At 68.1% G+C, this 26,598-nt stretch carries 17 protein-coding genes; 6 read left to right on the top strand and 11 right to left on the bottom strand.

The features are described 5' to 3' along the window. Positions 1 to 25: 25 nt before the first annotated feature. From ACFU5K_RS16770 to ACFU5K_RS16745, 6 genes are all read right to left on the bottom strand, one after another. Positions 26 to 2,161 (bottom strand): UvrD-helicase domain-containing protein, encoded by a 2,136-nt coding sequence (locus ACFU5K_RS16770; RefSeq protein WP_384061789.1) that lies wholly within the window; start codon positions 2,159 to 2,161, stop codon positions 26 to 28. Between the two features lie 45 nt (positions 2,162 to 2,206). Further along, the gene (locus ACFU5K_RS16765; protein ID WP_384061786.1) at positions 2,207 to 3,796 is read right to left on the bottom strand and encodes a serine/threonine-protein kinase; all 1,590 of its coding nucleotides are present in this window, start codon (positions 3,794 to 3,796) and stop codon (positions 2,207 to 2,209) included. A 184-nt stretch (positions 3,797 to 3,980) separates the two neighbouring features. Further along, complete coding sequence (locus tag ACFU5K_RS16760; protein ID WP_384061783.1) at positions 3,981 to 4,448, bottom strand: ATP-binding protein; 468 nt, start codon at positions 4,446 to 4,448, stop codon at positions 3,981 to 3,983. Between the two features lie 183 nt (positions 4,449 to 4,631). Next, positions 4,632 to 5,042, bottom strand: coding sequence for a VOC family protein (locus ACFU5K_RS16755; protein WP_384061780.1), 411 nt, complete (start codon positions 5,040 to 5,042; stop codon positions 4,632 to 4,634). 90 nt (positions 5,043 to 5,132) lie between these two features. Beyond that, positions 5,133 to 5,525 (bottom strand): helix-turn-helix domain-containing protein, encoded by a 393-nt coding sequence (locus ACFU5K_RS16750; RefSeq protein WP_384061777.1) that lies wholly within the window; start codon positions 5,523 to 5,525, stop codon positions 5,133 to 5,135. A gap of 132 nt (positions 5,526 to 5,657) precedes the next feature. After that, positions 5,658 to 6,764: a MarR family transcriptional regulator gene (locus ACFU5K_RS16745; RefSeq protein ID WP_384061774.1), complete on the bottom strand. Its 1,107-nt coding sequence runs from the start codon at positions 6,762 to 6,764 to the stop codon at positions 5,658 to 5,660. 515 nt (positions 6,765 to 7,279) lie between these two features. Here ACFU5K_RS16745 and ACFU5K_RS16740 point away from each other — a divergent pair. After that, positions 7,280 to 10,828: an AAA family ATPase gene (locus ACFU5K_RS16740; RefSeq protein WP_384061772.1), complete on the top strand. Its 3,549-nt coding sequence runs from the start codon at positions 7,280 to 7,282 to the stop codon at positions 10,826 to 10,828. A gap of 13 nt (positions 10,829 to 10,841) precedes the next feature. Here the strand turns inward: ACFU5K_RS16740 and ACFU5K_RS16735 are convergent, their stop codons facing one another. Beyond that, on the bottom strand, positions 10,842 to 11,141 hold the full coding sequence (locus tag ACFU5K_RS16735; protein WP_384061770.1) for an NIPSNAP family protein: 300 nt from the start codon (positions 11,139 to 11,141) through the stop codon (positions 10,842 to 10,844). A 208-nt stretch (positions 11,142 to 11,349) separates the two neighbouring features. On the opposite strand from ACFU5K_RS16735, the gene ACFU5K_RS16730 reads away from it, so the two are divergent. The 3 genes from ACFU5K_RS16730 (at position 11,350) to ACFU5K_RS16720 (ending at position 14,774) form a co-directional block, all read left to right on the top strand. After that, positions 11,350 to 13,488 carry an AIPR family protein gene (locus tag ACFU5K_RS16730; RefSeq protein ID WP_384061768.1) on the top strand — a complete coding sequence of 713 codons (2,139 nt, stop codon included), beginning with the start codon at positions 11,350 to 11,352 and terminating at the stop codon, positions 13,486 to 13,488. A 201-nt stretch (positions 13,489 to 13,689) separates the two neighbouring features. Continuing rightward, entirely contained in the window at positions 13,690 to 14,574 is an 885-nt protein-coding gene (locus ACFU5K_RS16725) for a DUF5753 domain-containing protein (protein ID WP_384061858.1), read from the top strand. Beyond that, positions 14,571 to 14,774: a DUF397 domain-containing protein gene (locus ACFU5K_RS16720; RefSeq protein ID WP_384061765.1), complete on the top strand. Its 204-nt coding sequence runs from the start codon at positions 14,571 to 14,573 to the stop codon at positions 14,772 to 14,774. The genes ACFU5K_RS16725 and ACFU5K_RS16720 overlap by 4 nt, the downstream gene beginning before the upstream one ends. Positions 14,775 to 14,838: 64 nt before the next feature. Here the strand turns inward: ACFU5K_RS16720 and ACFU5K_RS16715 are convergent, their stop codons facing one another. The 4 genes from ACFU5K_RS16715 to ACFU5K_RS16700 form a co-directional block, all read right to left on the bottom strand. Continuing rightward, the gene (locus ACFU5K_RS16715; RefSeq protein ID WP_384061762.1) at positions 14,839 to 18,018 is read right to left on the bottom strand and encodes a type I restriction endonuclease subunit R; all 3,180 of its coding nucleotides are present in this window, start codon (positions 18,016 to 18,018) and stop codon (positions 14,839 to 14,841) included. Continuing rightward, complete coding sequence (locus ACFU5K_RS16710) at positions 18,015 to 19,298, bottom strand: restriction endonuclease subunit S (RefSeq protein WP_384061760.1); 1,284 nt, start codon at positions 19,296 to 19,298, stop codon at positions 18,015 to 18,017. Before ACFU5K_RS16710 ends, ACFU5K_RS16715 begins: the two co-directional genes overlap by 4 nt. Next, positions 19,295 to 21,412: an N-6 DNA methylase gene (locus ACFU5K_RS16705; RefSeq protein ID WP_384061757.1), complete on the bottom strand. Its 2,118-nt coding sequence runs from the start codon at positions 21,410 to 21,412 to the stop codon at positions 19,295 to 19,297. Before ACFU5K_RS16705 ends, ACFU5K_RS16710 begins: the two co-directional genes overlap by 4 nt. Positions 21,413 to 21,505: 93 nt before the next feature. Further along, positions 21,506 to 23,680, bottom strand: a complete 2,175-nt coding sequence (locus ACFU5K_RS16700) for an N-6 DNA methylase (RefSeq protein WP_384061754.1) — start codon at positions 23,678 to 23,680, stop codon at positions 21,506 to 21,508. 176 nt (positions 23,681 to 23,856) lie between these two features. Here ACFU5K_RS16700 and ACFU5K_RS16695 point away from each other — a divergent pair, with 176 nt between their 5' ends. Both ACFU5K_RS16695 and ACFU5K_RS16690 read left to right on the top strand, forming a co-directional pair. Continuing rightward, positions 23,857 to 25,083, top strand: coding sequence for a DNA sulfur modification protein DndB (locus tag ACFU5K_RS16695; RefSeq protein ID WP_384061752.1), 1,227 nt, complete (start codon positions 23,857 to 23,859; stop codon positions 25,081 to 25,083). An 81-nt stretch (positions 25,084 to 25,164) separates the two neighbouring features. Beyond that, positions 25,165 to 25,791 (top strand): hypothetical protein, encoded by a 627-nt coding sequence (locus ACFU5K_RS16690; RefSeq protein WP_384061750.1) that lies wholly within the window; start codon positions 25,165 to 25,167, stop codon positions 25,789 to 25,791. Positions 25,792 to 26,598 lie beyond the last annotated feature (807 nt).

Here is a 26,598-nt window from a genome sequence, read left to right as displayed (position 1 = left end):
TTGCGTAGTGGCGGTAACCGCACTTTCAGACGCCTGCCTCCACCAGGAACTCGCTCGGCTCGCCCCACCACGACACGTACAACCCGTCCCGGGCGCGGGTGCACGCGACGAACAGCAGACAGCGCTCCGCCAGGAGGTCCGCGTCGTGCTGGAGCCGATCCACCTCGGCCGCGGTGACCGCCTTCGGGAACGGCAGAGCTCCCTCACTCACACCGATGACCGCGACGCACCGGAACTCCAACCCCTTGAAGGCGTGCATGGTGCCGATCTGCACGCTGTTCGGGTCGGTGGGTGCGTCGCCCCGGAGCCGCACGGCAGCGACACCTGCCGCCCCGAGACGTTCCACCGCCCTGTCGCAGGTCTTGTTGAACCGAGCACTGATTCCGATCTCACCCGGCGTGATACCGCTGTCGAGCCACCCGCACACCCGCGTGACCAGTGCGTCGAGCTCGGCGTCCTCCGAATCCCCGCCGAACGTCTCGGGCCCGCTGCCGTGCAGGGCCGAACGGTAACCGAGCAGGGTTTCGTTACGGGCGTCGTCCGCCAGTTGCTCGAAGGGCCTGCCGACCAGCAGCGCGGTGGACCAGCTGAGGATCTCGTGGGTGGAGCGGTAGTTCTTGCGCATCTTCGTGGACCGCCCGGTCACCCGGACGCCCACCGCCTTCAAAGAGACCTTCGTGTCGTAGATGCGCTGGTGGGGGTCGCCCGCGATGAACAGGTCGTCCGGCCGGGCAGGAGCCGCGGCCCGCAGCAGCCGCCATTGGGCCGGATGCAGGTCCTGGGCCTCGTCGACGACCACGTGCCGGTAGCGCGGCCCGGACGCCTCCAGCAGGTCTGCGGCCTCCACACAGGTGCCGAGGTAGGTGCGCAGTCCATCGGCGGTGAGGCGGTCGGTGAACTCCTCGACCGTCCGCCACACGGGACCGCGCGCGGAAGCGGGCAGCGCGTTGCCGCGCCCCCGGCGCTCGCAGGCCTCGTACTGCTCCAGCGTCCGCAGATTCTGGGCGAGTACGACATGCTTGTACTCCTGCGCGAGGAACTGTGGGGTGCCTGTGAAGCCGGTGGTGCGAGCCGCCTGTTCCCACCGGGTCTCCTCCTCGCCGCTGCGCAGCGGCCGCCGTGATGTCGACACGACACGGCCCGCGAACGCGTCGACGGTCATGACGTCGACACGGTCGCGCAGCACCTCGTCCTCGACCAGGGCGGCGAGACCGGCGCGCAGCGCAGCGACCAGGGCATTGGTGTACGTCGTCAGCAACACCCGGTCACCGTCGCGCAGATGGCCCAGGAGATGGCGCACGCGGTGCAGCGCGACGACCGTCTTGCCGGTCCCGGGACCGCCGGTGACCTGGGCCGGACCCGAGTACGAGGGCCGGTAGGCGACCTTGTGCTGCGAGGGGTGCAGGAAGACCCGCCAGGCCGCGAACGGCTTGTCCAGGATGTCGCGCAGCTCCTCCGACGCGGTGACGAGAGCGATACGCGCACGGGTGCGCTGAATCGCCGTGGCGAAGTCCTGCGTGTCCACGGGCGGATCACCGGCGGTCACGGTGGACATGGCCACGGACACCACGTCACGCCAGACGTCCTCGACGCTGAAACCGGCCGCGAGGTACTCCAGGACCTCACGCTGGTCCTGGGGGAAGTGCGGCGCGAACACCTCCAGCTGCTCGGCGTCGGTGAGCACGCGGGCCTGCCGAAGGGTGGTCTCGTCGATGCCGAGCGCAGCCATGTCACCGTCGGACACCTTGGCGAACAGCCGCTGGTCGGGGGCAGGGGCGATCTGCTCGTACGCCGGAGTGAGCTCGTCGAGCACGGCGATGTCCCGGATCTCCACGGCTCGGGTGACCGTGTTGATGCTGGCCTTCTGCTTGACGGCCCATGCGATCGCCTTGTCGTGCGGCATCACGCGCAGCAGCACGTTCGTGTCACCGCTGTCCGGCGCGAGGACGACACCACGCGTGCCCTGGTCGATGCGGATGGTCCTGATGTGCGGATCACGGGCCCGCTTCAGGGTTTCCAGCTTCAGCCCCTGGTCCTTGAACAACTGGTCGAGGGTGAGACGTTCGAACTTCTCCCAGGCATCGAACACTCCCTGTTTGACGCTGCCCTGGAGCTTGCTGAGCTGTGCGCAGAACTCGATGTCGAACGCGAGGTGGGGCATGTGCGGACTCTCCGGGGGAGCGGCGGGCGCGAGGGTGTTGGCGGTTCAGGCTGCCGGGCCGTCGAGATCGAGCTGGATCAGGCCCAGTACCTCGGCGACTTCTGCGGACATGTCGTCCGTCGGACCGTAGACCAGGCACAGATCGTCGTGAAGGGGCGCGAGGATCAGCTGCGCCTCAGGCCCCTGTCCCTGGGCCAGCAAGAGCATGCCGATGTCCCGGCGAAGCTCGACCGCCTCATCGCTCACGTCGCCGTCGACCGCGCGGACGACATCCAGAACGCCCCGCAGCGCAGCCAGCGCGTCGGTCGCCTGGCCCAGCTCGGCGCGGCACCGGGCAGCCTGGGCGCGGCACGCACGGGCCTGCCTGCTGCTCGGGCCGCCGGTGCGCGCGTACGCGTCGGCCAGCGCGTCGAACTCGGGCAGGGCCGCCCGGTAGTCCCCGCCGAGCAGCCGGATCGCGGCGCGCTGTGTCCGGAGCTCCAGGACCTTCCTGTTCTCGGCGCCGAGTGCGCGCGCGGCCGGCTCGATGATCTCGCTCAGCACCTCGGCGGCCTGGGCGAACCGCTCCTCGTCCAGCAGCGCGTCGGAGTGCGCGTACGCCTCCTCGATCTCCTCCCGCAGCTGTGAGGGCACGGCGACGGGGACCGGCGGTGCGGCGGCCGGGTCGACGGTCGTAGGCCCGGGCCGTCCGGCGCCGGCACGGGCGCGCGGTGCGTACGGCTGACGGAAGATCGCGGTCGGATCCGGCACGCCCTGGGGCCCCGCCTCCCCGGGCACGGGGACCGCGCCGGGCGACGGCAGGAAGTGCCGAAGCCGCTCGTACACCTCCTGGACATCGACGGGCCGCGCCTCGGGCGACTTGAGCAGCAGGTGCAGGACGAGCTCTTCCAGGGCTTCCGGCACATCCGGTCGCAGCAGGCGCAACGGGGTCGGCGCGGCGTTCACGTGCCGGTACATCAACAGGTACTCGCTGTCGGCGGTGAACAGGTGCCGCCCACTGAGAAGTTCGTGCAACACGCAGCCGAGCGCGTACAGATCGGTCTGCGGGCTGGTCCGCCCGCCACGGACCTGCTCCGGTGCCATGTACTGATACGTGCCGATGGGGGTGCCGGTCGCGGTCAGCTTGGTGACGTCCGTGCGCAGGATCGCCGCGATCCCGAAGTCGAGGACCTTCACCGTCCCGTCGCGGGCGACCAGGATGTTGGACGGCTTGAGGTCACGGTGGATCACGGGCACGTCGTGGGCGTGCGACAGCACGGTGGCGACCTGCGCTGCGACGGCCACGGCCCAGCTCACGGGCAGCGGGCGGTCGGGGTGGATGTACGCGGACAGCGGGATCCCGTCGACCAGCTCCATGACGAGGAACAGCCGCTCAAAGGTGTCATCGAGCACCGCGTCGAACACCTGCGGGACGCCGGGGTGCTGGATGCGCGCGGTGATGCGGGCCTCGCGCTTGAACCGCTTGGCGAACTCCTCGGCCAGCTGCGGTGAGCCCGCAACGGCCTGCCGCCGGACCACCTTCACGGCGACTGGCCGGTCCAGCACGGCGTCATACCCACGCCACACATCGCCCATGCCACCGCTGTTGAGCTCGTCCACGAGCTCGTACCGTCCGGCGATCGGCTGTTCTGGCACCTTGCCCCCGTGTGTGCGTGCGCGTGCTGACCGGTCCGCGCGGCCGACGCCCGCTCGGCGCCGATCGGGCAAGTCTCTCCGGTGGGGCCACGTCCGGTCCAGCGGTGACAGGGCTGTGTGTGCGGCGCCGAACGTTTCCGGTCAGGAGGGTGAGGGACGGGCAGTCGGCGGTCGACCGCACCAGCTACGGCGCGAGCTCCAGGACCGCCCACACCGTCTTGCCCGGCCCGTTCGCGCAGGGGTACCAGCCCCAGCGGTCGGCGAGGGCGGCGACCAGGAGCAGGCCTCGGCCGCCGTCATGATCGTCCGGTGGCGTCTCGGCCAGGGCGGGGAGGCGTTCGCCCCGGGTGTCGGTGACTTCGATCCGGATCGCCGCGCCCTCGGCGGAGAGGCGTAGGCGGAAGTCGCGTCCGGATACGTGGCCGTGGCGCACGGCGTTGCTGCTCAGCTCGGCCACAGTCAGCGTCAGTGTGTCGTGCGTCTCGCTCCCGTACGGGATGCCCCAGGCGTCGAAACGCTCGCCGGCCAGGTGACGGGCGAGGCGGGCACCGCGCGGCGTCGAGCTGAAACGCATCGTGAAGTGGTGCCAAGGAAAGCGGGGTTGTGTGGTGCGTACGGAACGTAGGGGGAGGGGTGGCTGCTTGCTGGTCATGCCTCAACGCTGATGCATCATGGCCGAGCGTGACCAGAGGTGACGCACTGTCGCCAGGCGGCTGTACGTAGTGTGTGTCGGCTTGTACGCGGGAGGGGCAGCGGACGGCGGCCTGTCCGGGCGGGGGCGGCCGGAGTCGGTGGCGGACCGCAACTGCCGACCGGGTGCCCCCGCCCTCGGTTCTCAGCCCTTCAGCTGGGTGAAGCGGAGGTGGTTGCCGAAGGGGTCCCGCAGGCCGCAGTCGATCCCGTAGGGGCGCTCCGTCGGCACGTCGGTGAACTCCACGCCCCTGGCCAGCAGCGTCTCGTACGTCTTGCGACAGTCGTCAGTGGTGAGGATGAGCGCGCTGCCCAGTGCGCCCTTGGTCAGCAAGTCGCGGACCTGCTCGGCCGTTTCCTCGGACATCGCCGGGGGACCGGGCTTCTCCAGCAGGACCTGGCGGTCGGGATGGCCGGGGACGCTGACCGTCAGCCAGCGCATGAAGCCCATGTCGACGTCGGCGTTGACCTCCAGGCCGAGCTTGCCGACGTAGAAGTCGAGGGCCTCGTCCTGGTCGAGGACGTAGATCTGTGAGTGTGTGATCGCGTTGAACATGTGGACCACGCTAATCGGCCGGCCCGGCGAAAACTTATCCGAAACTGCTCAGTCGGCCGTCCGTGCGGAGGGAGCGGGGCGCGGAGGCGCTCAGGCGGTCGGCCGCGTCCACGCCTTCGTGAAGCATGTGGGTACGTTCGCGGCCGCCGTCTCCTTCCGGTACGTCCTCGGCGACCGGCCGACGATGTCGCGGAACGTGCGGCTGAAGGTGCCGGTGCTGCCGAATCCGACCTCGTAACAGATGTCCGTGACACTGCGATCGCTCTCCCGCAGCAGGAACATCGCCCGCTCGACCCGGCGGCGCTGCAGATAGCGGTGAGGCGTCTCCCCGAAGATGGCGCGGAAGGTGCGGGCGAAGTGTGCTGGGGAGACATGGGCGATCCGCGCCAGGGCCGGCACGTCCAGCGGCTGGGCGTACGCGCGGTCCATCGCGTCCCTGGCCCGGAGCATGCGGCGGTTTGTCTCTTCGGCGGTGCGGCTCACGGCACCATCCCACCACAGGACACCCGGTGTGGGACGGTTCAGAGGACCGGGGGCCTGTACCTCTACGTCACCGATACCGGTCCCTGAGTTTCCGGTCTACCGGCGGCGGCGGCGGTGGTGGTGGTGCGTCGGTCAGGGCAGTCGCGTCAGGTCGCGGAGCCGGCTGACCAGCGCGTGGACGTCGCGCTCGGCGGGTGTCTCCACGGGCGCCGGTGGGGTGGCGTCCGGAGCGGCGGTGCGGCAGGCCCGGCACAGGCCGTCGGGCAGCGCTTCGGGCGCGCCGGGACGGCCGCATTCGGTGCACTCCGCCAGGAGGCGGCGCCCCGGGGCCACGGCCGTCGCAGGCGCGGGGCTCGTGGTCAGCTGCGGCGGCAGTTTGTCGGTGAGGCGGCGGCGTACGAAGCCGACGGGGGAGTCGACCTGCGCGGGGAGGCCCGCTGTGAGGGCCTGGGTGAGGTAGTCGGCCCCTACGCCGCGTGCGAACCAGGCCGCGGCCAAGGGCTCGAGGACGTGGCAGTCGGCCGCGGAGAGGGCCAGGCGGTTGTCCAGGCGACCGAGTTGGGCCAAGGCGAGGTACGCGGGGGAGGCGGCGACCGGGGGTGGTGCCGTCGTGGTGCGCTGCTCGGGCACGGCGGGCACGGCGGGCACGGCGGGCACGGCGGGGACCGTGGGCTCGGCGGGGACCGAGGGCTCGGGGTGCGCCAGGCTGGCGGGGGCAGCCGCGGTCGGCTGGGGGCTGGGCTCGGGCGAGGCAGCCGGTGATGCGGCTGCGGTCAGGGCCTGCGGGCCGGGATCGGTGCACGGGGGAGCGGGCATTGCTTCCGGCGTGGGCTGCCCGGCCTCGGTGGTCAGGAACGCGTCCCACCACTCGTTGTCGCGGGCGGTGCGCGACCAGTAGGTGCGGGAGACCCAGCGGACCTGGTCCCGCTCTCCGGCCAGGCAGCGTACGCGCCGAAGATGCCCGGCCACTCCGAGGGCCCTCAGTGCGCTGGCGACGGCCATCTGGCCGTACAGGGGCAGGTGTTTGGCCAGCGACTTGATGTCCATCGCCGCGCCGTCGGGGAGCCGGTCGACGTATCCGGCGATGTACCGCTCGCGCTCCGGCATCAGGGCGAAGTCATGCGGCATAGACGTGCGTTGGTCTGGCGCGGTTCGTTTACCGTAGCCGGGGCGGGCCTTTGCGTACGGGCGCGAGGATGCGGGTGCGAGGAGGGCAGGGCTAGGGTGCTCGGTAGCCACGAGATCGTCTTCCGTTCGATCTTGGGGTGAGACCCCGGCCCGGTGTTTGCTGCACCGAGTCGGGGTCGTTTCGTTGGTGGCACCGTAAGCAGTTATGACGGCGCGCTGCAAGCCGATCACATTTAGTCATACCGGCTGGCCGTGACGGGGTAGGGAGGGTGGGAGGTTTCCCCAAAACCCTTCTTCTACCTACCGGGTGAACAACATCGCTCGAATCCCGGAGCTCGCGTCCCGGGCCTCGTATCCCGAAGCTCAAGCGTCGGGTTCGGGGCCCGATGTTGTCGCCCAGACGAGTGAACGCCCCGATCCCGGTGCTCGAAGCTCGGCGCCTGAGTCCCCAGCTCCGGGGCCCTTGCCCACGCACTGCTCGCCGCGTCACCTCGATGGCTTGTTCTGTCACACGCTGTTGAGATCGACCGGCGCGGGCCTGAAGATGGCTGGGGCAACAGGGAACGGGGGCACGCTGTGCTGCGGAGTGAAGCCGGTTTGACCGTCGGTGCGCCATGAGGCAGCGCATGCAGCTTGCGCTTCAGGTGATGCTGGTCCTGGTCGCGAGCCTGTTCGGCATCGTCACCAACTACGCCACCGGAGCCGACGAAGCCCCCTGGTTGTTACAGGTCATCCAGAAGGCATCCGTCCCCGCCATCGGCGTGCTGGTCATCGCTATGGTGGTCGGCCAGGTCGTGGTGTACCGGCTGGAGAATCCGGCGCCGCCGCAGGTCGACTGGCCACGGGACCGGGTCCCATACCCCGGCCTGGACGCCTTCGCGGAGGACGAAGCGGCTGTGTACTTCGGCCGGGAGGCCTTGGCCGCCGAGTTGACCCGCAGGCTGCACACGTCGCCGGACAGACCGACCGACCGCTTCCTCGTCCTCGTCGGTGCATCCGGGAGTGGAAAGTCTTCCCTGGTCAGAGCTGGTGTCATGCCTCGCCTGCGAGAACGCCGTTGGACGCTGATCCCCGCCTTCACTCCAGGAACGAACCCGCTGAGCGCGATGGCCACGGCCATCGCATCCGCAGGTGGAGAGCAGGAATCCGCGAGTGCCGTCCTCCGGCGCCTCCGGCAGGGCCCGGCTGCGCTGAGGGCCGAACTGACCCGCCTGCGCGGCGGCCGATTTCGGCGCGTGCTCCTGGTGGTGGACCAACTCGAAGAGGTCGTCACCCTCGCCGGCGAACGGGAACGCGCCCAGTTCCTCGACGCACTTCGCCTGTGCGTGGAGCAGGACGCGAGCGTCCGCGTTCTGGCCACCCTCCGGGTGGACTTCCTCGGCCGGCTGCTGACTACGGGACACGCCGAGCTCTGCCAGCACCCCATTACCGTCGGCGCCCTCGGAAGGAACCAGTTCGCCCAGGTCGTGGAGCGCCCGGCCGCATTGGTGGATCTCTCCTTTGCCCCGGGCGTCGTCGACACCATCGTCGACGACGCCGGCACGGATGACGCCCTGCCGCTTCTTGCCTACCTTCTCCAGGAGCTCTACTTCGCCTCCGGCCCGGGCGGAACGGTCACCGAGGAGCTGTACCGCGATCTGGGCGGCGTGGCAGGCGCCCTCGCCCGGCAGGCGGACCACACGGTGTCCGAGCTCGACCACGGCGATGGGATCGCCTTCGTCCTGCGCGTCCTCCTTCGGTTCGTGACGGTCCAAGGCCAGGAAGTGGCCCGAAAGCGCGTCCCGCTGTCCGAGCTGACCGACCGGGAACGGCGCGTCGTGGATGCCTTCATCGACGCGCGTCTACTGGTGTCCGACGCGGCCGGCGATGGGACCCCAGGTCAGGAGGAGCCCTACGCACAGGTGACGCATGAAGCGCTGTTCCGCCAGTGGGCCCCGCTGCGCCAGGAGGTCGAGTCACGCGTGGACCAACTGCGTGAGCGGGCTGAACTGGAGCGGTGGGCCGAGGACTGGGAACGCGCCGGCCGCAGTGACGACTACCTCCTCACCGGGGAGCGGCTGATCCTGGCCCAGCGCAGGCTCACAGCGCTGGAGGAGTCAGGCATCGCGTCCGAGCCGGTCCGTGTGCTGGTGCATTCGTCACAGCGGCGCGACCTGGCCTTCCTCCGTCGCGTGTCGGACAGCATCGGCCAGTACGCGCTCGGTAGCGCGGAGACGCACCCGGAGCGGGCCGTGCTCCTGTCACTGGCGGCCCTCGGTGAATGCACGCCCACACCGTCGGCCCGCCGCGGCCTCATGGCGGCATTGGCGGCCAGTCACCTCCGCACGCGAGTGGATGCGCACACGGACACCGTCCGGCACATCGCCTGGTCGCCGGACGGCCGACGGCTGGCCACCGCCTCGCGTGACGGCAGCGCCCGCGTCCTGGACGCTCGATCGGGACAGTCGCTGTTCGTCCTGCCGTCCGACGGGGCGATGGTCGAGTCGGTCGCATGGTCGCCGGACTCCGCGTACGTCGCGACTGCGGGACGAGAGCGTGTCGTACGGATCTGGGGCGCTGCCTCGGGCGAGCCTGTCCGGTTGCTGACCGGAGCCACGGACATCGTGAGGCAGGTGTCCTGGTCACCCGACGGACGGTATGTCGCCGCCAGCTCGAAGGACTGTGTCGTGCGTGTGTGGGAGGCCGGGACGGGGAGCCTCGCACGGGTCTTGGACGGGCACCGGAACGACGTCTGGGGCGTCACCTGGTCGCCGGACAGCACCCGCCTCGCGTCGGCCTCACATGACCAGACGGCCCGCGTGTGGGACCTTGCCACCGGTACCACCGATGTCGTTCTGGAAGGTCACACGGACTTCGTCGAAGGCATTGCCTGGTCGCCGGACGGCCTCTCCATCGCCACGGGCAGCGGTGACCACACCGCCCGCATCTGGGACGCTCGGACCGGTGCACTGCGGCTGCTGGTGCGCGGTCACACCGACTACGTGTGGAACCTGGCCTGGTCCCCGGACAGTCAGGCCCTCGCCTCGGCGTCCTCCGACCACTCCGTGCGTCTCGTCAGCGCCCAGGACGCGAAGGTGCTGGCCGTGCTGCGGGGCCACAGCGACACGGTCTGGGGCGTGACCTGGTCACCTTCCGGCACTCAGCTTGCAACGAGTTCGACCGACGGTTCGGCGATCGTGTGGGACCTACGGCCACGTGGAGCGGAGGTCGTCGCGGCCGACGGCCACCGCGGCCCGGTGAACCAGGCATCCTGGTCCGCCGACGAGCAGCGGATCGCCACCGCCTGCGACGACGCGACTGTACGCCGCTGGTCCTCCGGCGACGGGACCCCTGTGGGGGAGCCGCTGAGGCTCGAAGACCGGGTCTGGAGTGTGGCGTGGTGCCCGCTGCTCCAGGACGGCAGGCTCGCTCTCAGCACGAACGACGGTCTGTTCCGCATCCTGGACGACACCGGCGCTGTGCTGGTCGAGCAACGGGGAGAGGTCGTTGAGTCGTGCACCTGGTCACCTGACGGCCGCCGCATCGCCACCGGCGGACACGACGGCATCGTGCGCGTACGGGAGGCGGAGACCGGCACTGAACTCACCGTCCTGGCCGGCCACCAGGACTGGGTGGGCCGCATCGCGTGGTCGCCCAGCGGGGGAGTCCTCGCCAGCGCCTCGGACGACCGCACCTGCCGACTCTGGGACGTCGCCGAGAGCCGACAGCTCACCGTCCTGCGCGGCCACGACAACTACGTCGACGACGTCGCCTGGTCCCCGGACGAACAGAGGATCGCCACGGCCTCTGGCGACTGGACGGTGGCGGTGTGGGAGGTGCCGACGGGCCGCCGTATCGATGTGCTCAAGGGCCACGAGGGGCGCGTCCGCTGCGTGGCCTGGTCTCCCGACGGCCGCTTCATCGCCAGCGGCTCGGACGACCGGACAGTGCGTGTCTGGCGTGCTGACACGGTCGAGGAAGTTGCCGTCGTAGGAGTCCATCAGGACAAGGTGTCGTCGGTCGCATGGTCCCGCGACAGCACCCGCCTGCTCACTGCCTCCTTTGACGGAACAGCCCGCATCTGGGCCGCCGAACCTGACTACGACCGGCTTGAAGCCCATGCGCGGGGGCGTGTCTTCCGGACCCTCGACGAGGACGAGAGGCGGCGGCACCTGCTGCCCCTGGCAGGGGTGTAGACGGCGCGTCGGCTCAGTACCACTCCTCCACCGTCTGCTCGTCGGTGCTGACGAGGTAGTCGTCCGGATCGAGATCCATCGATTTACGGGCGGGCGAGTCCCAGTACATCGCGTTACGCTCCGCGAACGTCTCCGGGCCTTCGTAGGAAATCAGCCAGACGAACTGATTGTGCTCCCGGTCGACCCAGGCGCCGCCGATCGCGAATCCCAACTCAATTCGCAGCGGCAGGATTTCGTCCTTCCACCGCTGCGCCCACTCGTCCAGCAGGCCGTCACGGACGGTGTAGGTGCGGAGCTGGGTGGTCTTGGCCATGAAGGGTGCTCCTGGGGTGGCTGGTCGGGATTGCCCATCCCTGATGCGACAAGGCCCTGCAGGCTCACAGTCGAGCTTACCGGGAGGTAACACAGGGCGCTGTGGCTCCAAGCGTACGCGCCCCCGTTGCTCGGAATGCTTCTCGATTTGGAGAACGAAGTCACTACCATGTGTCAACACGACGGCTGAGCAGTTGCGGGGGCATGACATGGACGATGCAGAGCGCAGGCACGCAACGACTCCGATCCGTTTGCACCAGATCCGGACCGCGTTGCTCGAGCAGTACGCCGGGCTCATCTATGACGACGACCTGAAATCGTATGACGAGCGTGGCTACGAGCAACGCTTCCTCTCCCGAGCGCTCACTGCTGCGGCCGTTCGGCTCGTCACCGGGTACGACCGCAAGACTGCCGGCCAGTCAGTCATCGACGGCGAACTCGACCAGGGCATCGACGGCGTGGCAGTGACCGAGGGCACGCAGGAGGTCTGGCTCGCCCAGGCAAAGTGGAGCGACGAGGGGAAGGGCAAGTTCAACACTGACGCCGCCCACAAGTTCATACACGGTCTTCGCCTTATCGAGCAGCGCAGTTTCGACCGCTTCAACGACCGCCTCGAGCCGATCGCGGCCCGAGTCAACTCCGCTATGCACGACGCTCGATTGAAGGTCACCCTGGTGATTGCGGTCATGGGAGCGGGAACGCTGAGCGACGAGGTCACAACGGTGCTCGAAGACGCCCAGAAGGAGTTCAACGGGCTCGGCCCGGTACTGGAGTACCGGGTGGTCAACGCGGCGGACGTACTACGGCAGGTCCGCGAGGACCTTGCTCCTGAGCCGGTGCGCGTCACCGTGCGCATGACGAACTGGCTGAAACGAAACACACCTCTCATCGCCTACCAGGGCACCGTCCCGGCCAGCAACATCGCCGAGTGGTACGGGCAGTACGAAGATCGCCTCTACGCACAGAACTTGCGGCAGTCTCTGGGCACCACTCGGGTGAATTCAGGCATGCTTACCACGCTTGCGGAGGAGCCAGAAAATTTCTGGCTCTTCAACAACGGCGTGACCGTGCTGTGTGACGGTTTGGAAGAGGACTGGCCCGGCCGACGCAGGCCGGACGAGCCGGTGCACCTACGACTCAGCGGCGTCAGCGTAGTCAACGGCGCGCAAACAGTGAGCGCCGCGCATCGCGCGATGCAGTCCTCCGCCGAAGCCGTCGACGATGCCGAAGTCACGGTGAAGGTCATCGTTGTCGGTGACAACATGCCGGACTTTGCACGACGGATCACCGAGACAACCAACACCCAGAACCACGTGGAGCAACGGGACTTCATTGCCCTGGACGAAGTGCAGGCGATGATTCGGGAGGATTTTGCACTGTCGCTCCAGAGGTCCTATGTGTACAAGCGTGGCGAGCCGGACCCTGCGCCGGAAGAGGGGTGCTCAGTGGTTCACGCAGCCATCGCCCTGGCCTGTGCCCATCACGGAACCGAACTCACCGTACGTGCCAAGCGAGACACCGACTTGCTCTGGGAGCGGGGAGCCGGAGGGGCGTACCCGCGGCTGTTCGCGGAGCGACCGAGCGCCTTCCAGATCTGGCGGTCGGTGCTGGTTCACAGGGTGGTCGGTGCATCCCTCAATGAGGAGCGTAAGAAGTTCCAGAAGCGCGCGGCAGATGTTGCCCAGCGGGGGGATCTGCTGATCACGCATCTGGTCTTCCAGCTCATCGAACAGGATCAGATCGACGATCCTGACTACGACTGGGACACGGTGCTTGCAGAGGTACCCGACCTGACCAGCCGGGTGCTGTCCTGGCTGATCCATCACATCGACCGTGAGTTCGGCCCGACGTCATTCCTCAGCGGGACCCTTACAGACGTGGCTCGCTGCAAGCAACTCACGGCACTGGTGCTCCGCGACGCGCAGCGTGCAGGTGTCATCCCCGATCTACCCGCTGAATACCGTCCCGCCAAAGCGGTGAAGCGTAAGAGTCGGCGGCCTAACGCCGTACCGACTCTCGTCGATCACGGAAAGATCGCGGACGGTGCTCCGCTGGGTCTTCGCCTTTGGAACAAGCCAGAAATCAAGGCCCTTGATGAATGGCTTGCCCAAGACCCACGACGGAGTCAAGCGACCTGGGTGAATGACCGCTCCAAGTGCCTTCTGTGGGCAGTGGATAATCGTGCCTACTCGCCCACGCGTCTGGTCCTGCACATCTACGAACTCGCAGGCTGGGAGGAGGCTCCAGTCGCCGTCCAGGGCCCTGCTCGGTGGGCAGTGGGCGGACAGGGTCTGACCCTCTCTGACATGGCACGAAGACTGCTTGATGAACAGGGTGAGCAGGAGTGAGTGAACTCTCTACAGGTGCGGGCCAGTGCAGTCGATAGCCGAGCATTTCGCGCATGTCCTCCTGGTCAGGGTGACATCACCAGCATGTCGCCCCTGCAACCATCTTGTGTCGTAGCGTAACCGTGTCGTGGCGGGTCGCGAGGTGGTCGGATGGATGTGGTGCGCGTCCGTGCTTTGCGCGTGTGGGACAGGCGGTGGCGGATGATGCAGGACGAGCCGGATACGGGCGTGCGTACGGGGGAGGACGGGGCAACCTCGTCGGGTGCCTCCGCCCAGCCAGAGGGCAAGGCCGAGAACGGGGTAGCGGTCGCGTTCGGGCGACAGTTGAAGCTGCTGCGGTTGCGGGCGCGGCTGGAACGGGTCGAGTTCGGCAAGCGGGTGGGGTACGCAGCGCAGTCCGTCGCGTCGTTCGAGCAGGGGCGGCGGATTCCGCAGCCGGAGTTCATCGACAAGGCGGACCGGGTGCTGGAGGCCGGGGGACTGCTGGTGGCGTTGAAGGAGGAGTTGGCGCGGTCGCAGTACCCGGCGTTCTTCCGGGATGCTGCGCGGTTGGAGGCGAAGGCGGTGGCTCTCTGCGTGTACGGCCTCTACGCGGTGCCGGGCCTGTTGCAAACGGCAGACTATGCACGGGCAGGATTCCAGCAAGAACGTCCGCTGCTTGACGACGAGGTCATTGAGCAGGGGGTGTCTGCTCGACTGGCCAGGCAAGAGATCTACGACCGTCGCCCTCCACCGCTGTTGAGCTTTATCGTGGATGAGGCTGTGCTCCGCAGGCCGATCGGTGGTTGGTCATTGCTGTACAGCCAGTTGGAACACATGCTGCGCCTTGGCGAGAAGCGCAACGTTGAAGTGCAGGTGATGCCCCTGGACCGTGAGGACCACGCGGCACTCGGCGGACCTTTCACGCTGATCGACACGGCGCAGGGGCAGCGCATCGCCTATGCCGAAGTGCAGGGTGACAGCCGCCTCTACACAGGCCGTGCAGCGGTCCGCGAGCTCGAAGCCCGCTATGGCATCATCCGGTCACAGGCTCTCACTCCTCGTGAGTCCTCGGAGTTCATCGAGAAGCTTCTGGGAGAGAAATGACTATTCACCACACCAGGCTGGCGACCCTCGATTTGGCGTGGTCCAAGAGCAGTTACAGCACCGGCAACGGCGGCGAGTGCGTCGAGTTTGCGGCCGCTGCTAACCACGTGCACATCCGGGACTCGAAGCAGGCCAACGGCCCCGTGCTGACCGTAGGACCCGGCGCGTGGGCTGGGTTCGTCGGGCTCATCGCTAGCTGAGCAACGTATGCGGGAGGGCCCCGCCGCGCACCGGATCGCGGTGGTTCCCTCCCGCGTAAGGGGACTACTCGTCCACGTTCTCCTCGCGGCGGATCATCCGCCACGCGGCCCGGCGTGCGCTGCGGTCCAGGTTGGACCGGAAGCTCTTGTCGGGGCCGAAATACTGGCGCCCTATGCCGGCGGTCGTCTCGATGTGGTCGGCCATGTTGTCGGCGAAGGCCCTGTCCCAGACCTTGCCGAAGTTGGCCTCGTCGTTGACGACGGCCGCTGCTCGGACCTTCGGGTCTTCCTTGGTCTTGTTGAACGGCTTGCGGACGTCTTCTTCGGTGAAGTCCGTGCCGAACTTGGCGTTGAACGCCTCGATCAGCTCCGACAGCAGCGACTTCTCTGCCTCCGCCGCGCCGCCCGACCCGTCACCGAAGCCCGGGAGCTCGGTCGAACCCTCGGGGGTCAGGGAGACGTCGTGCTCGCCCGTCTTCTCCACGCGCAGGTGACTGAGGTCGATCTCGCCTATGTCGACGCCACCGTCCGCACGGCGGGGAAGCCGGTTGAGCAGGTAGCGGCCGTAGAGGTGGAGCCGTTCCAGCTCGGCGTCGCGGTACGGGACGATCTGGGCCAGGAAGCCGTACTTGCGTACGTAGTCGTTCAAGTCCGCGCGGAAGTCCTCCGCCGTCTCCACGTCGTCGTCCTCCTCGCTCTCCAGGAGCGGCGTGAAGCGGGCGACAGCGGGGGACAGCAGCCGGTAGAGCTCCGCGTGCAGCTTCTCCCACTTGGCCTGCGAGCCGGCCGCCTTCTCCTTCGCCGCGAAGTACGCCTCGGCGAACTGGTCCATCTCCGATTCCGAGATGATCGGCGCGGACATCACCCGGCTCTGCGCGGTGTAGAGCAGGTTCGGGTCGGACGGGAGGGTGTTGGCCTCTTCGAAGTACGGCCTGAACGCGTCGCGGATGTCCTCGGCGTCGTTCGTGAAGTCCAGGACAGCCAGGTCGGCCTGCGTCTTGCGGTCGGCGGTGCGGTTCAGTCGGGAGAGCGTCTGGACGGCGGAGATGCCGGTCAGCGTCTTGTTGACGTACATGGTCGTCAGCAGCGGCTGGTCGAAGCCCGTCTGGTACTTCTCCGCCACGACCAGGATCTTGTACTCCTGCTGGCCACGGCCGCCCGCGCCGACCGCCTTGTCGTCGGCACGGGTGTACGCGAACGCCTTCGGCAGCGCGCTCTCCGCGATCCCGCCGTTCTCCTTCGGCTCGGTCGTCTCCTCGTCGTCGATCGTGAGCGAACCGGAGAACGCGACCAGGACACCCAGGTCCGGGTACTTGGTGTCGTAGTCCCGGTCCTTGATGTAGCTCTTGATCGCCCGCGCCATCTCCGCGGCGGACTGTCGCGAGGAGGTGACCACCATGGACTTGGCGCGCCCGCCCAGCCGGCCGCGGGAGTGCGCCAGGAAGTGCTCGACGATCACCTGGGCGTGCTGGGAGACGGTGTAGTCATGGGTGAGTGCGTACCGGGCGAGCAGGCTGTTGGCCCGAGAGGGGTCCACCTCGCGCTCGTCCGCGTTCTGGTTCACCAGCTTCCAGTACGTGTTGTACGTGACGTAGTTCCGCAGCGGGTCGAGGATGAACCCTTCCTCGATGGCCTGGCGCATGGAGTACGTGTGGAAGGGGCGGTAGGCCGCCTTGCCGTCCACGGTGTCTTCCGTACCGAAGAGTTCGAGGGTCTTGGCCTTCGGAGTGGCCGTGAACGCGAAGTAGGAGAGGTTCGCGGCCTTGGAGCGTTCCGCGGCCTTCTTCTTCAGCTTCTCGTAGACGGTGACGGTGCTCGCGCCCTGGTCCTCTGAGTCGGCGTCCAGGCCGAGGTCACGCAGCGCGGCCTTGACGGCGGTGGAGGCGTCGCCGGACTGGGAGGAGTGCGCCTCGTCGATGACGATGGCGAAGCTCGTGCCCTTGATCTCCGTCGGGTTGCGCTCGATGTAGTCGATGAGCGCGGGGAACGAGTGGAGAGTGACGGTCACGATCTTGCCGGTGTCCCGGGAGAGTGCGCGGGCGAGCTGCTCGCTCTTCGAACCGTGCTTCTCGTCCACCTTCACGACCAGGCCCTCGGTCTGCGAGAAACTGCCGACCGTTTCGCGGAGTTGGGCGTCGAGGTTGCGGCGGTCCGTGATGACGATGACCTTGTCGAAGACCGGGGCGCCAGACTTGATCCGGCCGGTCGACAGCGCATCCGGGTCGAGCGTGCGGGGGTCGGTGTCGGCGTGGAGGTCGCTCAGGCGGTGGGCGAGCCAGCCGATGGTGTTCGACTTGCCGGAGCCGGCGGATGCCATGACGAGGTAGTTCTGGCCCACGCCGAAGGTTGCGGCGTGGGTGGTGAGCTTCTTGACCACGTCCCACTGGTGGAAGCGCGGGAAGATCGTCGACTTGGTGGTCCCGCCACCGGGCGTCTTGGTCTTCTGCTGGTGCACGTAACGCTGGAGCAGGTCCAGCCAGTTGTCCCGAGCCCAGACCTGCTCCCACAGGTAGGAGGTGGCGTACGTGCCGTAGGCGGTCGGTGCCGGGTTTCCGGCACCACCGGGCAAGCCGGCGCCGTTGGAACCGGTGTTGAACGGCAGGAAGCGGGTGTTCTTGCCCCGGAGCTGGGTGGCGACGAAGACGAGGTCCGGGTCGACGGCGAAGTTGGCGATGACCCGGCGGGTGAAGATCAGCTCGGTGGGGTCGCGGTCGGTGCGGTACTGCTCCTTGGCGTGCTCGACTCCCTGCCTGGTGAGCGGGTTCTTCAGCTCGGCTGTGGCGACGGGGATGCCGTTGAGGAACAGGGTCAGGTCGAGCTTGTTGCCCCAGTCGGCCTGCTTGGTGGCGTAGGCGAGTTCGCGTACGACGGTGAGGCGGTTGGCTCGGTAGCCGTCGAGGACGGAGTCGTCGGCGACCAAGTTCGGCTTGAAGTAGGCCACTCGGAGGCGGACGCCTCGGTCCTTGACGCCGTTGCGGAGGACCTTGAGGAGACCGTCGTCGCTGATGGCCTTGTCGAGGCGCTGGGCGAAGCCTCGCTGAGCGGCGTTAGGGTCGTTGCCGTAGACGGCGAGCAGTTCGTCCCACTCGCGGGGCTGGCTCTCACCGAGGAAGGTGAACAGCTCGTTGGTGTCCAGGCCGAGGTCGGCCTGATAGTCCTCGGGGCGTGCCTCGCGCCAGCCGCGCTCGGTCATGGCGGCGACGATGGCATCGCCGAAGGCGGACTCGTCGTGGATGGGGCTCATGTCGGCACTCCGTCCGTTACGTTGCGGCCGCTGGCGGTGGAGACGTCGAACTGGCCGGTGACGGCGGCGGTGATGAGGGCTTGGCGGCGTTCGGCGAGCAGGGTCTGAGCCTGCTTGAGATGAGTTCGTGCGTCTCCCATTGCAGTGAGTGCTCGGAGTGTCTTTGCGACCCGAGCCCGAGCATCGTTGGGGATCGGGATCCTATATTCCCGTAGCTGTTCTCCCGTGAGGTGAGGGATAGTCGCAATGTTGCCATCAGCCTCAAAGACGCCACATGATTTGGCGAACCTGAGCCAGAACATCAACCACTCGACAGGGAGGGGGCCGTCTTGCCGCACCCGGTGAAGTGATTTCTGGAAGTAGCAGTCACCGATCCGCCCATCCCATACCGCGGCTTCCGCGACTCCGGCCCCACCTTCGCACACCAGCAGGTCGCCAGCTTTGACGGAATAGCGCTGAGCCTCGGCTGGGCCAAAATGCATTGTGGCCATATCGCTGGAGTCGATCTCGTACCAATGCACGTTGGCATTGCGCAAGTACGGCAGCTGTCGATCGCCTGACGCGCGATCGGAATTTAGCATCTTCCCGAGTTCGGTCAGGTAGTACGCGTAGAGAGGTCCGATTCTCCAGTCAGTTGGGATGTGTGGGAGCCATGGCCACCCGGTGGGCTGACCGTTATCTTGGGTGGCTCCGCCGGACAGCATCTCGGCGATCACTGCCAACTCTCGCTCGTTGAGTGCTGAGATCTGTTGGCGACGGGATGCCGACAACTGGTCGATGCGTGTGGTCTCGGCGTCGAGATATTCGGCAATGCGGCGCTGTTCTACCAACGGCGGCAAGCGTACTGGGAGGTCTCGCAAAAAACTATCTGGAACTCGCTGTTGTCCCGCAACGCCGTACATTTCCGCTGCGCCGAGTTTTAGGAAGTTGTGTGTGTTGACGGTGTAGAGCAGGTATTTGGGGTCGATTTCTGGACCGGGGCGCACGATATGGAGCTCTGTCGTGCCGGCGCCCACTCCCCCAAGCAGGCCGTCGATGAGTACTGCGCGACCAGCCTCGAAGGTCGGCGTAATTTTTGGTACCAGTACGTCTCCGTTTTGGAACCGCGTGTACCCGGTCGCGACTGTCGACTTCGTGCGGCGACGAGAAATGTTCAGTCGGTTACCTGGCCAGACGGCCTCCATAGGGATGAACGTCAATTCATCTTCATCTGCCAGACGGTCAAAAGCGGGCGTGAGAGGGTTAATCTGTGCCAGGTGTCGTAGCCGTACGGTGCTCATTCCGTCACCTCCCCCAGAAGCGCCTGAATCTCCGCCTCAAGAGCCTTCAACTCGGCGTCGATCTCCGCCAACGGCCGTGGCGGCTCGTACACGTAGAAGTGCCGCGTGAACGGAATCTCGTACCCCACCTTCGTCTTCGTGTGGTCGATCCACGCCTCCGGCACGTGCGGGTGCACCTCCCGCTTCAGATATGCCTCCACGTCCTCGCCCAGCGGCACGTTCTCGTAGTCCCGCAGCTCACTGTCCGGCTCCGACTCGCCGCCCTTGAGTAGCTGTACCTCGCCCTCCGGGTCCCGCACTCCCACCGTGTCCCGCAGCGCCTTCGTGAACGTCGCACCCGCCGGAGCCTGCACGCCGGCCTCCGCCATGGCGTTCCGTACCGCCACCTGAGCCTCGGACTTGGTCGCCCACTCCGTACCCAGCAGCGGGCGCAGCGCGTCCCCCAGCACCTGCGCCTCGGCGTCGGCCAGCTTCTGGAACTGCGCCTGCTCCTCGTCGGTCAGCTTCCGGCGGGCCTTCGCCTTCCCCGCGAGCTCCGGCTCGCGCGGCAGGAAGCGCTCCTCCGCCCACTTCTGCACCGGCTTTGATGCCAGCAGCGCAGCCAGCGTTTCCTCCGTTAGCTCGAAGCGCAGCTTCAGCGGCCGTTCCACCGTGATCCGCTGGTAGCCGAAGGCTGTGTTGTCGAAGACCTTCACCTTGGCGTGCATCGCGTGTTCCGGGTTCGCCGCGGCTGTCACAGCCTCCCCGTACAGGCGGGTGATGTCGCCGATGTGGTTCGGCTTGCCGCCCTTCCCGTCGCCCAGCTCCTTGCGCTTGTCGCCCAGCGACTTCCGCATCTTCACCCACTGGTCGCGCGCGTCCAGCAGCACGACCTTGCCCTTGTGCTGGGCGTCCTTGCGGTTCGTCAGGATCCAGAAGTACGTGGAGATGCCCGTGTTGTAGAAGAGCTGGTCCGGCAGGGCGACGATCGCCTCGAGCCAGTCGTTCTCCAGGATCCAGCGACGGATCTCCGACTCACCCGAGCCCGCCGCGCCCGTGAAGAGCGGGGAGCCGTTGAAGACGATCGCGATGCGCGAGCCGCCCCCGCCCTTCACGTCCACCGGCTTCATCTTCGAGATCATGTGCTGGAGGAACAGCAGCGAGCCGTCGTTGATGCGGGGCAGGCCCGCGCCGAACCGTCCGGAGTCGCCGAGGTTCCTGTGCTCGTACTCGACTTCCTCCTTGACCTTCTTCCACTCCACGCCGAACGGCGGGTTGGCCAGCAGGTAGTCGAATGTCTCCCGCTTGTGACCGTCGTCCGAGAAGGAGTTGCCGAACGCGATGTTCTCCGGCTCCTGCCCCTTGATCATCAGGTCGGACCGGCAGATCGCCCAGGACTCCGGGTTGAGTTCCTGGCCGCTCACCTCGACCGTGGCGCCGTCGTTGTAGGCCTTGATGTGATCCTCGGCCGCGCTGAGCATGCCGCCCGTGCCGCAGGCGGGGTCCATGACCGTGCGTACGACTCCCGGCAGGCTCAGCGCGTCGCCGTCCGGGGCGATCAGCAGGCTGACCATCAGCTTGATGACTTCGCGCGGGGTGAAGTGCTCACCCGCGGTCTCGTTCGACTGCTCGGAGAAGCGGCGGATCAGCTCCTCGAAGATGTAACCCATGTTGTGGTTGGACACGGCCTCGGGGCGCAGGTCCAGGTCCGTGAACTTGCCGATGACCTGATAGAGCAGGTTCGCGCTGTCCAGCTTCCGGATCTGCTGGGCGAACTCGTACTTCTCCAGCACCTCGCGGGCGTTCGGCGAGAAGGCGCCGATGTAGATCTGGAGGTTCGTGGCCGCGTTGTCCGGGTCACCGGCGATCGACTTCAGCGTCAGGCTGCTCGTGTTGTAGAACGAGTGGCCCGCAGCCCGCGGAAGGAAGTAGTCCGGGTCGAGGTCCTTTTCCTTGCACCGGGTGACCTCCTCCGCGACCTTGTCGCGCGTTGGCTCCAACACGCATTCCAGGCGGCGCAGCACTGTGAACGGAAGGATGACCTTTCCGTAGTCGGACTGCTTGTAGTCGCCGCGCAGAAGGTCGGCGACGGACCAGGCGTGGTTCGCCAACTCCGTGTGCTTGCTGCTGTTCAAGGGATTCCCCGGTTTCCTTTCGGACCCCCCGCTCCGGTCTACGGGAGCGGGTACTGACAAGTGTGGTGGTTACGTGAAGGCCGTGGTGCCGGTTCAGGCCGATTCCGTGGATGCCCCGCTGCCCGCCGCCGCCGGAGCTGACGGCACCAGCCCGCCCCCCGTCAGCCCGCCGACCAGCAGCCGGGCCGTCTCCTCGGCCAGCTCCGTGGCGCGCGCGGCCTCGGTTCTCAGTGCGTGCACGCGGCGGAAGGCCTCGCCGTACCGTCTCTGCTCCTCCAGCGGCAGCAGCGGTACGCGCAGCCGGCCCGGACTGACGTGAAGCACCGTGCTGCCCGTCGACGCGCTCGCGATGTTCTCCTCCGAGCCCAGGAAGCCCCCCAGGAACCACGGATCGAGCCTTGCCGGATCCGGCCGGAACAGGTGGACCTGGTGGCCGAGCAGTGCCCCGGCGTCCGCGTCGTCCGCCACCCGGGCCATCGCGCCGCTGCCGCCCGCGACCGCCCGAACGAGTACGTCGCCCGCCGCGATCACCGGCGCCGAGTCCGCCCGCAGCCCGCTCGGGTCACCGGATGGCGCCGTGCCGCGCGCAATGTCCATGCCGGTGAGTACGGCAGTCACCGATGCTCCGTCACCAGAGACCTTGGAGTCCGGTGCCGTACGCAGCAACGTGAGCGCGCCGCCCCGGGACAGGTCCGACGCCGTCGCCGTGCGCCACTCGCGCGGGGCGAGACCGGCCGGGCCCCAGTCCGTGTAACCGGCCGCCCTGCCCAGTGACTTGGCGCCGGCGACGAGCCGTCGGCGTACGTCGTCCGCCTCCCGGGCCAGCTCCGCCGGGGCGATGTCCGTGCGCGAGGCGCGCACATGGCGGGCGGGGGAGAGGTCCACGACGTCGTCCAGGAGGTCGACCACCGGGACCGCGCGGGCGGTGCCCGGTTCGTCGGCGTACGCGTCCGGGTCCTTCGCGAAGGCCGACCACTGGGTGAGAGCAGTCTCCGCGAGAGCCGTCCAGTTCAGCGGGGCGCGGCCCGCGCGTGTGCCGGAGGCGGTGCCGCCCGTCCGCGTACCTCCACCCGTCGCCGTGTCGCCGCCCGCTCCCGCCGCCTCCGACGTGTCGACGAACAGGACCGAGGCATGCGCGGGGCCGGCCGGTTCGGGGCGTCGTAGCACCCAGATCTGCAGCCCCACATGGAACGGCGCCGCCGCCCCAGGAGGCAGCGCCACCACCGCGCGCAGGGCGCCGCTGCGGACCAGCTCCATGCGCACCCGGCGGCCGGAGGCGCGGGAGGCGGTGGCCGGGGGGAGGAGCAGCACGGCGTGGCCGCCCGGTACAAGGTGGGCCAGGGCGTGCTGGACCCAGGCGAGCTCGGACTCGGCGCGCGGCGGTACTCCGTAGGCCCAGCGGGCGTCGTACGCCAGCTCGTCGTGGCCCCAGTCGCGGTCGCCGTACGGCGGGTTGCACAGGACGGCGTCGACGGTGACCCCGCCGAACGCGTCCGCCCTGAGGCTGTCGCCCGTCCGGACCGTGATGTCCGCGTCCGGCGCGGCCAGCAGCAGGCTCACTGCGCTGCGCTGCGCCTGCACGGGGACGCTGTCCTGGCCGTACAGCACCGTCGTACCCCGCCGGGCGGCGGCAGAGAGCAGTGAGCCGCTGCCGCACGCCGGGTCCAGGACCCGCTCGTACGGTCCGGGCACCAGGCGGGCGACGAGGTCGGCGAGCTGCACCGGGGTGCGGTAGGTGCCGCTCGCGGCACTGTCCTCCAGCTCCCGTTCCGCCAGCACGGCCAGCGCCGCCTCGCCGCTCGCATCGTCCTGTACGCAGCGCAGCAGCGCTCGCAGGACGTCGACGTCAGAGGCCGCGAAGTGGACGGCCTCCGTGCCGGGGACCAGCTCCGCGAGGTCGGCCACCGCCCGGTCGGCGCGGGCGACGAGCTCGGCGTCGGACAGGCCGGCCAGTGCGGTGCGCTCCCCGGGAGTGCGCCGGGCCGTGGCCAGCACCAGGGGAAGCAGGGTGTTGGTCATGCCACCACCCGCGGGGTGCAGTCGCAGTGTGGTGCGCAGCTCCTCCGCGGGGTCGGCCGTCGAGGCGTGGCCCCGGGCGCCGAGCCACTTCTGCACGTCCACCAGGTCGTACAGCGGGCTGGAATCGGTGCCCCCGGACGGTGCCGGGAAGTCGTCGTGCCGACGGCGCCAGTTGCTGACGGTGGCGCGCGTGACCCCGGCGATGCGTGAGATCTCGGCGGCGGTCACCTGGGCGGGTGGCTGGGGCATGGCGGGAGTCCTGGGCCTCTCGGTAGCTGACAGCTCACAACCTACACCGTCGGTCAAACGCGTCAAGCTGTTTGACAATGCTTTCACGGCAGTGCTTATCTGGTGCTGCTTCCAAGCGAAGGTGCTCGGCCCGAGGGGGGTCCGAGGAACTCGCCGATCCCGTGGGGGGAATCGCCATGCGCATCACCATGCCGACCGCTGTCGTCGAAGGCACCCAGCTCACCGTCATGCCGTTCCGGGCGGACGCCGTGATCGGGACCATGTCCGTCCCGACACTCGTCCAGCTCGTTCCCTCGCCCCGCCGCGAGGAGGACACGAAGACGCTCAAGGCCGCCTCCGGCGCCGTGCGGCGTCACGCCGAACTGCGGTCGCTGGTGCAGCGGGCGCTGAAGTCCACGCAGAAGGGGAAGAACGTCGGCTCGTACGCCGAGTACATCGCCGACGGCGTCAAGGGCGAGCTGGGCGCCGGCTGGTCCACGCCGCCGATCACCTTCTGGCACGCCGGGCCGCTCGCCGCGCTCAGCGACGAACTGCTGCCCGGTACCGGACTGCGCACCCTGACCATCACGCCCGGCACCTCGGTCGTCGCCATCGACGGCGAGACCCAGACGACCGCCTGGCACGAGCTGTACGACGACCCGGAGCACTTCGGGCTCACGTACGCCGAACTCGCCACGATTCGTGTGCCGTTCGAGCTGTACGTCGACCTGAGCGTCGCCGACGCGCGGCAGATCTTCTACGACCGCAACGTCCAGGGCGTGGCCGTCGCGAAGAACCTGGCCATGTCCATGGACCAGCGGGACTTCGCCACCCGCCTCGCGCACCGGGTCGCCGACGCGGTCAAGGTGGACGTCGACGGCAAGCTCGTACCGTTCACCAAGCTCGTCAACGCCAGCAAGCGGCAGGTTGGCAAGAGCGACCCCGAGGTGATCACCCTCTCCGCTCTGCGGGCGCTGGTCATCACGGCGATCTACGGCCGCAACGGTCTCTCCCGGTCCGCGGAGACAGTCCAGGAGGACGAGCTGCCCGCCGGTACCGACGCCGGGCAGGTCGAGGGATGCGTCGTGCCGTTGCTCGCCCGGCTCATCGCCGAGCACAGCGCCCACTTCGTCTCGCGCAGCGCCGTCACCGCGCCCGCCGTGCTTGCCGGGCTGGGGATCGCCGTCCACCAGACGACGCCCTGGGCCGACCCGGCGAACGCCCTGAGCACCGACGCGCTGCAGCGGCTCCTGGCAGACATCCAGTGGGAGCGCGAGGCGCGCTACTGGGACGGCGTGGCCGCGAAGGCCAACGCCAACGGGCGCCTCAACTTCGCCGGTGGCGTGCGGGACTCCGGCGGCCGTGTCGCCGACGCGATGCTCTACCCGGGCACGGAGGCGGGGCGGCGCATCCGGGGGCATTGACCGGCCCCGTCCCGACCATCGACGCGCGACCATCGACGCGCGATCACCGACGCACGCTCACGACGACCAGGAGCCCACGCGATGAATCCCGACAGCCCGAAGCAGCCCGGCCCGGCCCGCCCCGCCAACGCCCCTTCCCTCGGCGCGTATCCGACTCAGTCCGTCCCGCAGCCGTACGGGGCGTTCCCGGGAGGATTCACGCCCCCGTCCGTCGCGCCTCCGAAGCCGTCGCGGGGCAAGAAGTGGCTCACCCACGGCGCGGTCGGTTTCGTCGCCCTGTTCCTCGGCGTCGGAATCGGCGCCTCGGACGACCAGGCCCAGGCCACGGACGCCGCCGGACCCGCACCGAAGGTGACCGTCACCAAGACCGCCACCAAAGAGGTGGAGGTGCCCGGGCCGAGGGTGACCGTGACCAAGACCGCCACGGTCACGGCCCCGCCGCCGAAGCCGCCGAAGCCCAAGGGGCCGCCCACCACCGTCGAAGGGGACGGCGAGTATCTGGTGGGGGAGGACATGAAGGCGGGGACCTACAAGACGGCAGGGCCCGACGGGGGCTTCGGGTGTTACTGGGAGCGGGCGAGCAACGCCAGCGGCGAGTTCGACGCGATCATCGCCAACGGCAACCTGGACGGGAGCGGCCGGGTCACCGTCAGCAAGGGCGAGGTCTTCAAGTCGACGCGCTGTCAGGAGTGGAAGCGGACGTTGTGACTTGAGCCTGCGGGGAAGGCTGAGGTGTGCCACCCCCGGACGTCGACACTTCTCGCTTCTACCGGAAACTGATGAGGTGGCCCTCGAAGGCGGGTCTGCCCAGGCTTACTTTCAGGGCGTTCACCTGTACCCCGGCGCCGTTCTGATCTCTGGACGGACGGGCTCCCACTGTTGGGCCAGCATGCGATGAAGGACCTGATGCTGGAGGACGTCAACCGGGCATAGGGCGAGTACCTGGGGCACTTGGGGCATCTGGCCCCGCACACGGAATACCCCAGAAGACCACCTACATGTGCTCACCCCTGCCTGCATGGAGGGCTGGAGCGGACGGATCGTTCAGCGTGCCGAGACGCCATGGGCACCCACGGGCCAGGAGGAAGCAGTAGTGACGTATTGCATTGACTTCGAGACCTCGGCGCCGCGATTCAGTCTGAGGACAAGGAGCAATTGACAGAGGCGGGTCGGGTCGTTGGGGCCCGACCAAAGATACGGATGCTGCGGTTGGTGTGAGCCATGGTGGGGGTCGGGCGCCCGGCCGGGCAAGCGTGGGAGATCTGCAACTGCTTCCACGCCGGATCGCTCACCAGCACGGACGCTTCGTGGCGGCTGGAACCCTACGAACAATGGCGCTGATCGACTCGCGGAAACCTCTGACGTTTCGGTGTCGGAAAATGTTCCGAGCTCGGAGCATAGATCCTGACGTCCCACTGAACCCGGATCCACCGGCTTGGTGTCTGTGGACACTCGTTCCTGAAACGAGGAAGTGCCTTGTGACCTGCGATGATGGGAGTTCTTGAGGCTTCCAGC

The organism is Streptomyces sp. NPDC057428, assembly GCF_042803195.1.
In the GTDB taxonomy this organism is placed as follows: Bacteria; Actinomycetota; Actinomycetes; order Streptomycetales; family Streptomycetaceae; genus Streptomyces.
Note: the sequence above shows the minus strand (reverse complement) of the source record. Positions and strands in the feature narration are given on the sequence as shown.

Coding starts and splice junctions, on each gene's coding strand:
- ACFU5K_RS16770 (WP_384061789.1), bottom strand. CDS start 2,161: ATGCCCCACCTCGCGTTCGACATCGAGTTCTGCGCACAGCTCAGCAAG.
- ACFU5K_RS16760 (WP_384061783.1), bottom strand. CDS start 4,448: ATGACCAGCAAGCAGCCACCCCTCCCCCTACGTTCCGTACGCACCACA.
- ACFU5K_RS16755 (WP_384061780.1), bottom strand. CDS start 5,042: ATGTTCAACGCGATCACACACTCACAGATCTACGTCCTCGACCAGGAC.
- ACFU5K_RS16740 (WP_384061772.1), top strand. CDS start 7,280: ATGCAGCTTGCGCTTCAGGTGATGCTGGTCCTGGTCGCGAGCCTGTTC.
- ACFU5K_RS16735 (WP_384061770.1), bottom strand. CDS start 11,141: ATGGCCAAGACCACCCAGCTCCGCACCTACACCGTCCGTGACGGCCTG.
- ACFU5K_RS16730 (WP_384061768.1), top strand. CDS start 11,350: ATGGACGATGCAGAGCGCAGGCACGCAACGACTCCGATCCGTTTGCAC.
- ACFU5K_RS16725 (WP_384061858.1), top strand. CDS start 13,690: ATGATGCAGGACGAGCCGGATACGGGCGTGCGTACGGGGGAGGACGGG.
- ACFU5K_RS16720 (WP_384061765.1), top strand. CDS start 14,571: ATGACTATTCACCACACCAGGCTGGCGACCCTCGATTTGGCGTGGTCC.
- ACFU5K_RS16715 (WP_384061762.1), bottom strand. CDS start 18,018: ATGAGCCCCATCCACGACGAGTCCGCCTTCGGCGATGCCATCGTCGCC.
- ACFU5K_RS16710 (WP_384061760.1), bottom strand. CDS start 19,298: ATGAGCACCGTACGGCTACGACACCTGGCACAGATTAACCCTCTCACG.
- ACFU5K_RS16700 (WP_384061754.1), bottom strand. CDS start 23,680: ATGCCCCAGCCACCCGCCCAGGTGACCGCCGCCGAGATCTCACGCATC.
- ACFU5K_RS16695 (WP_384061752.1), top strand. CDS start 23,857: ATGCGCATCACCATGCCGACCGCTGTCGTCGAAGGCACCCAGCTCACC.
- ACFU5K_RS16690 (WP_384061750.1), top strand. CDS start 25,165: ATGAATCCCGACAGCCCGAAGCAGCCCGGCCCGGCCCGCCCCGCCAAC.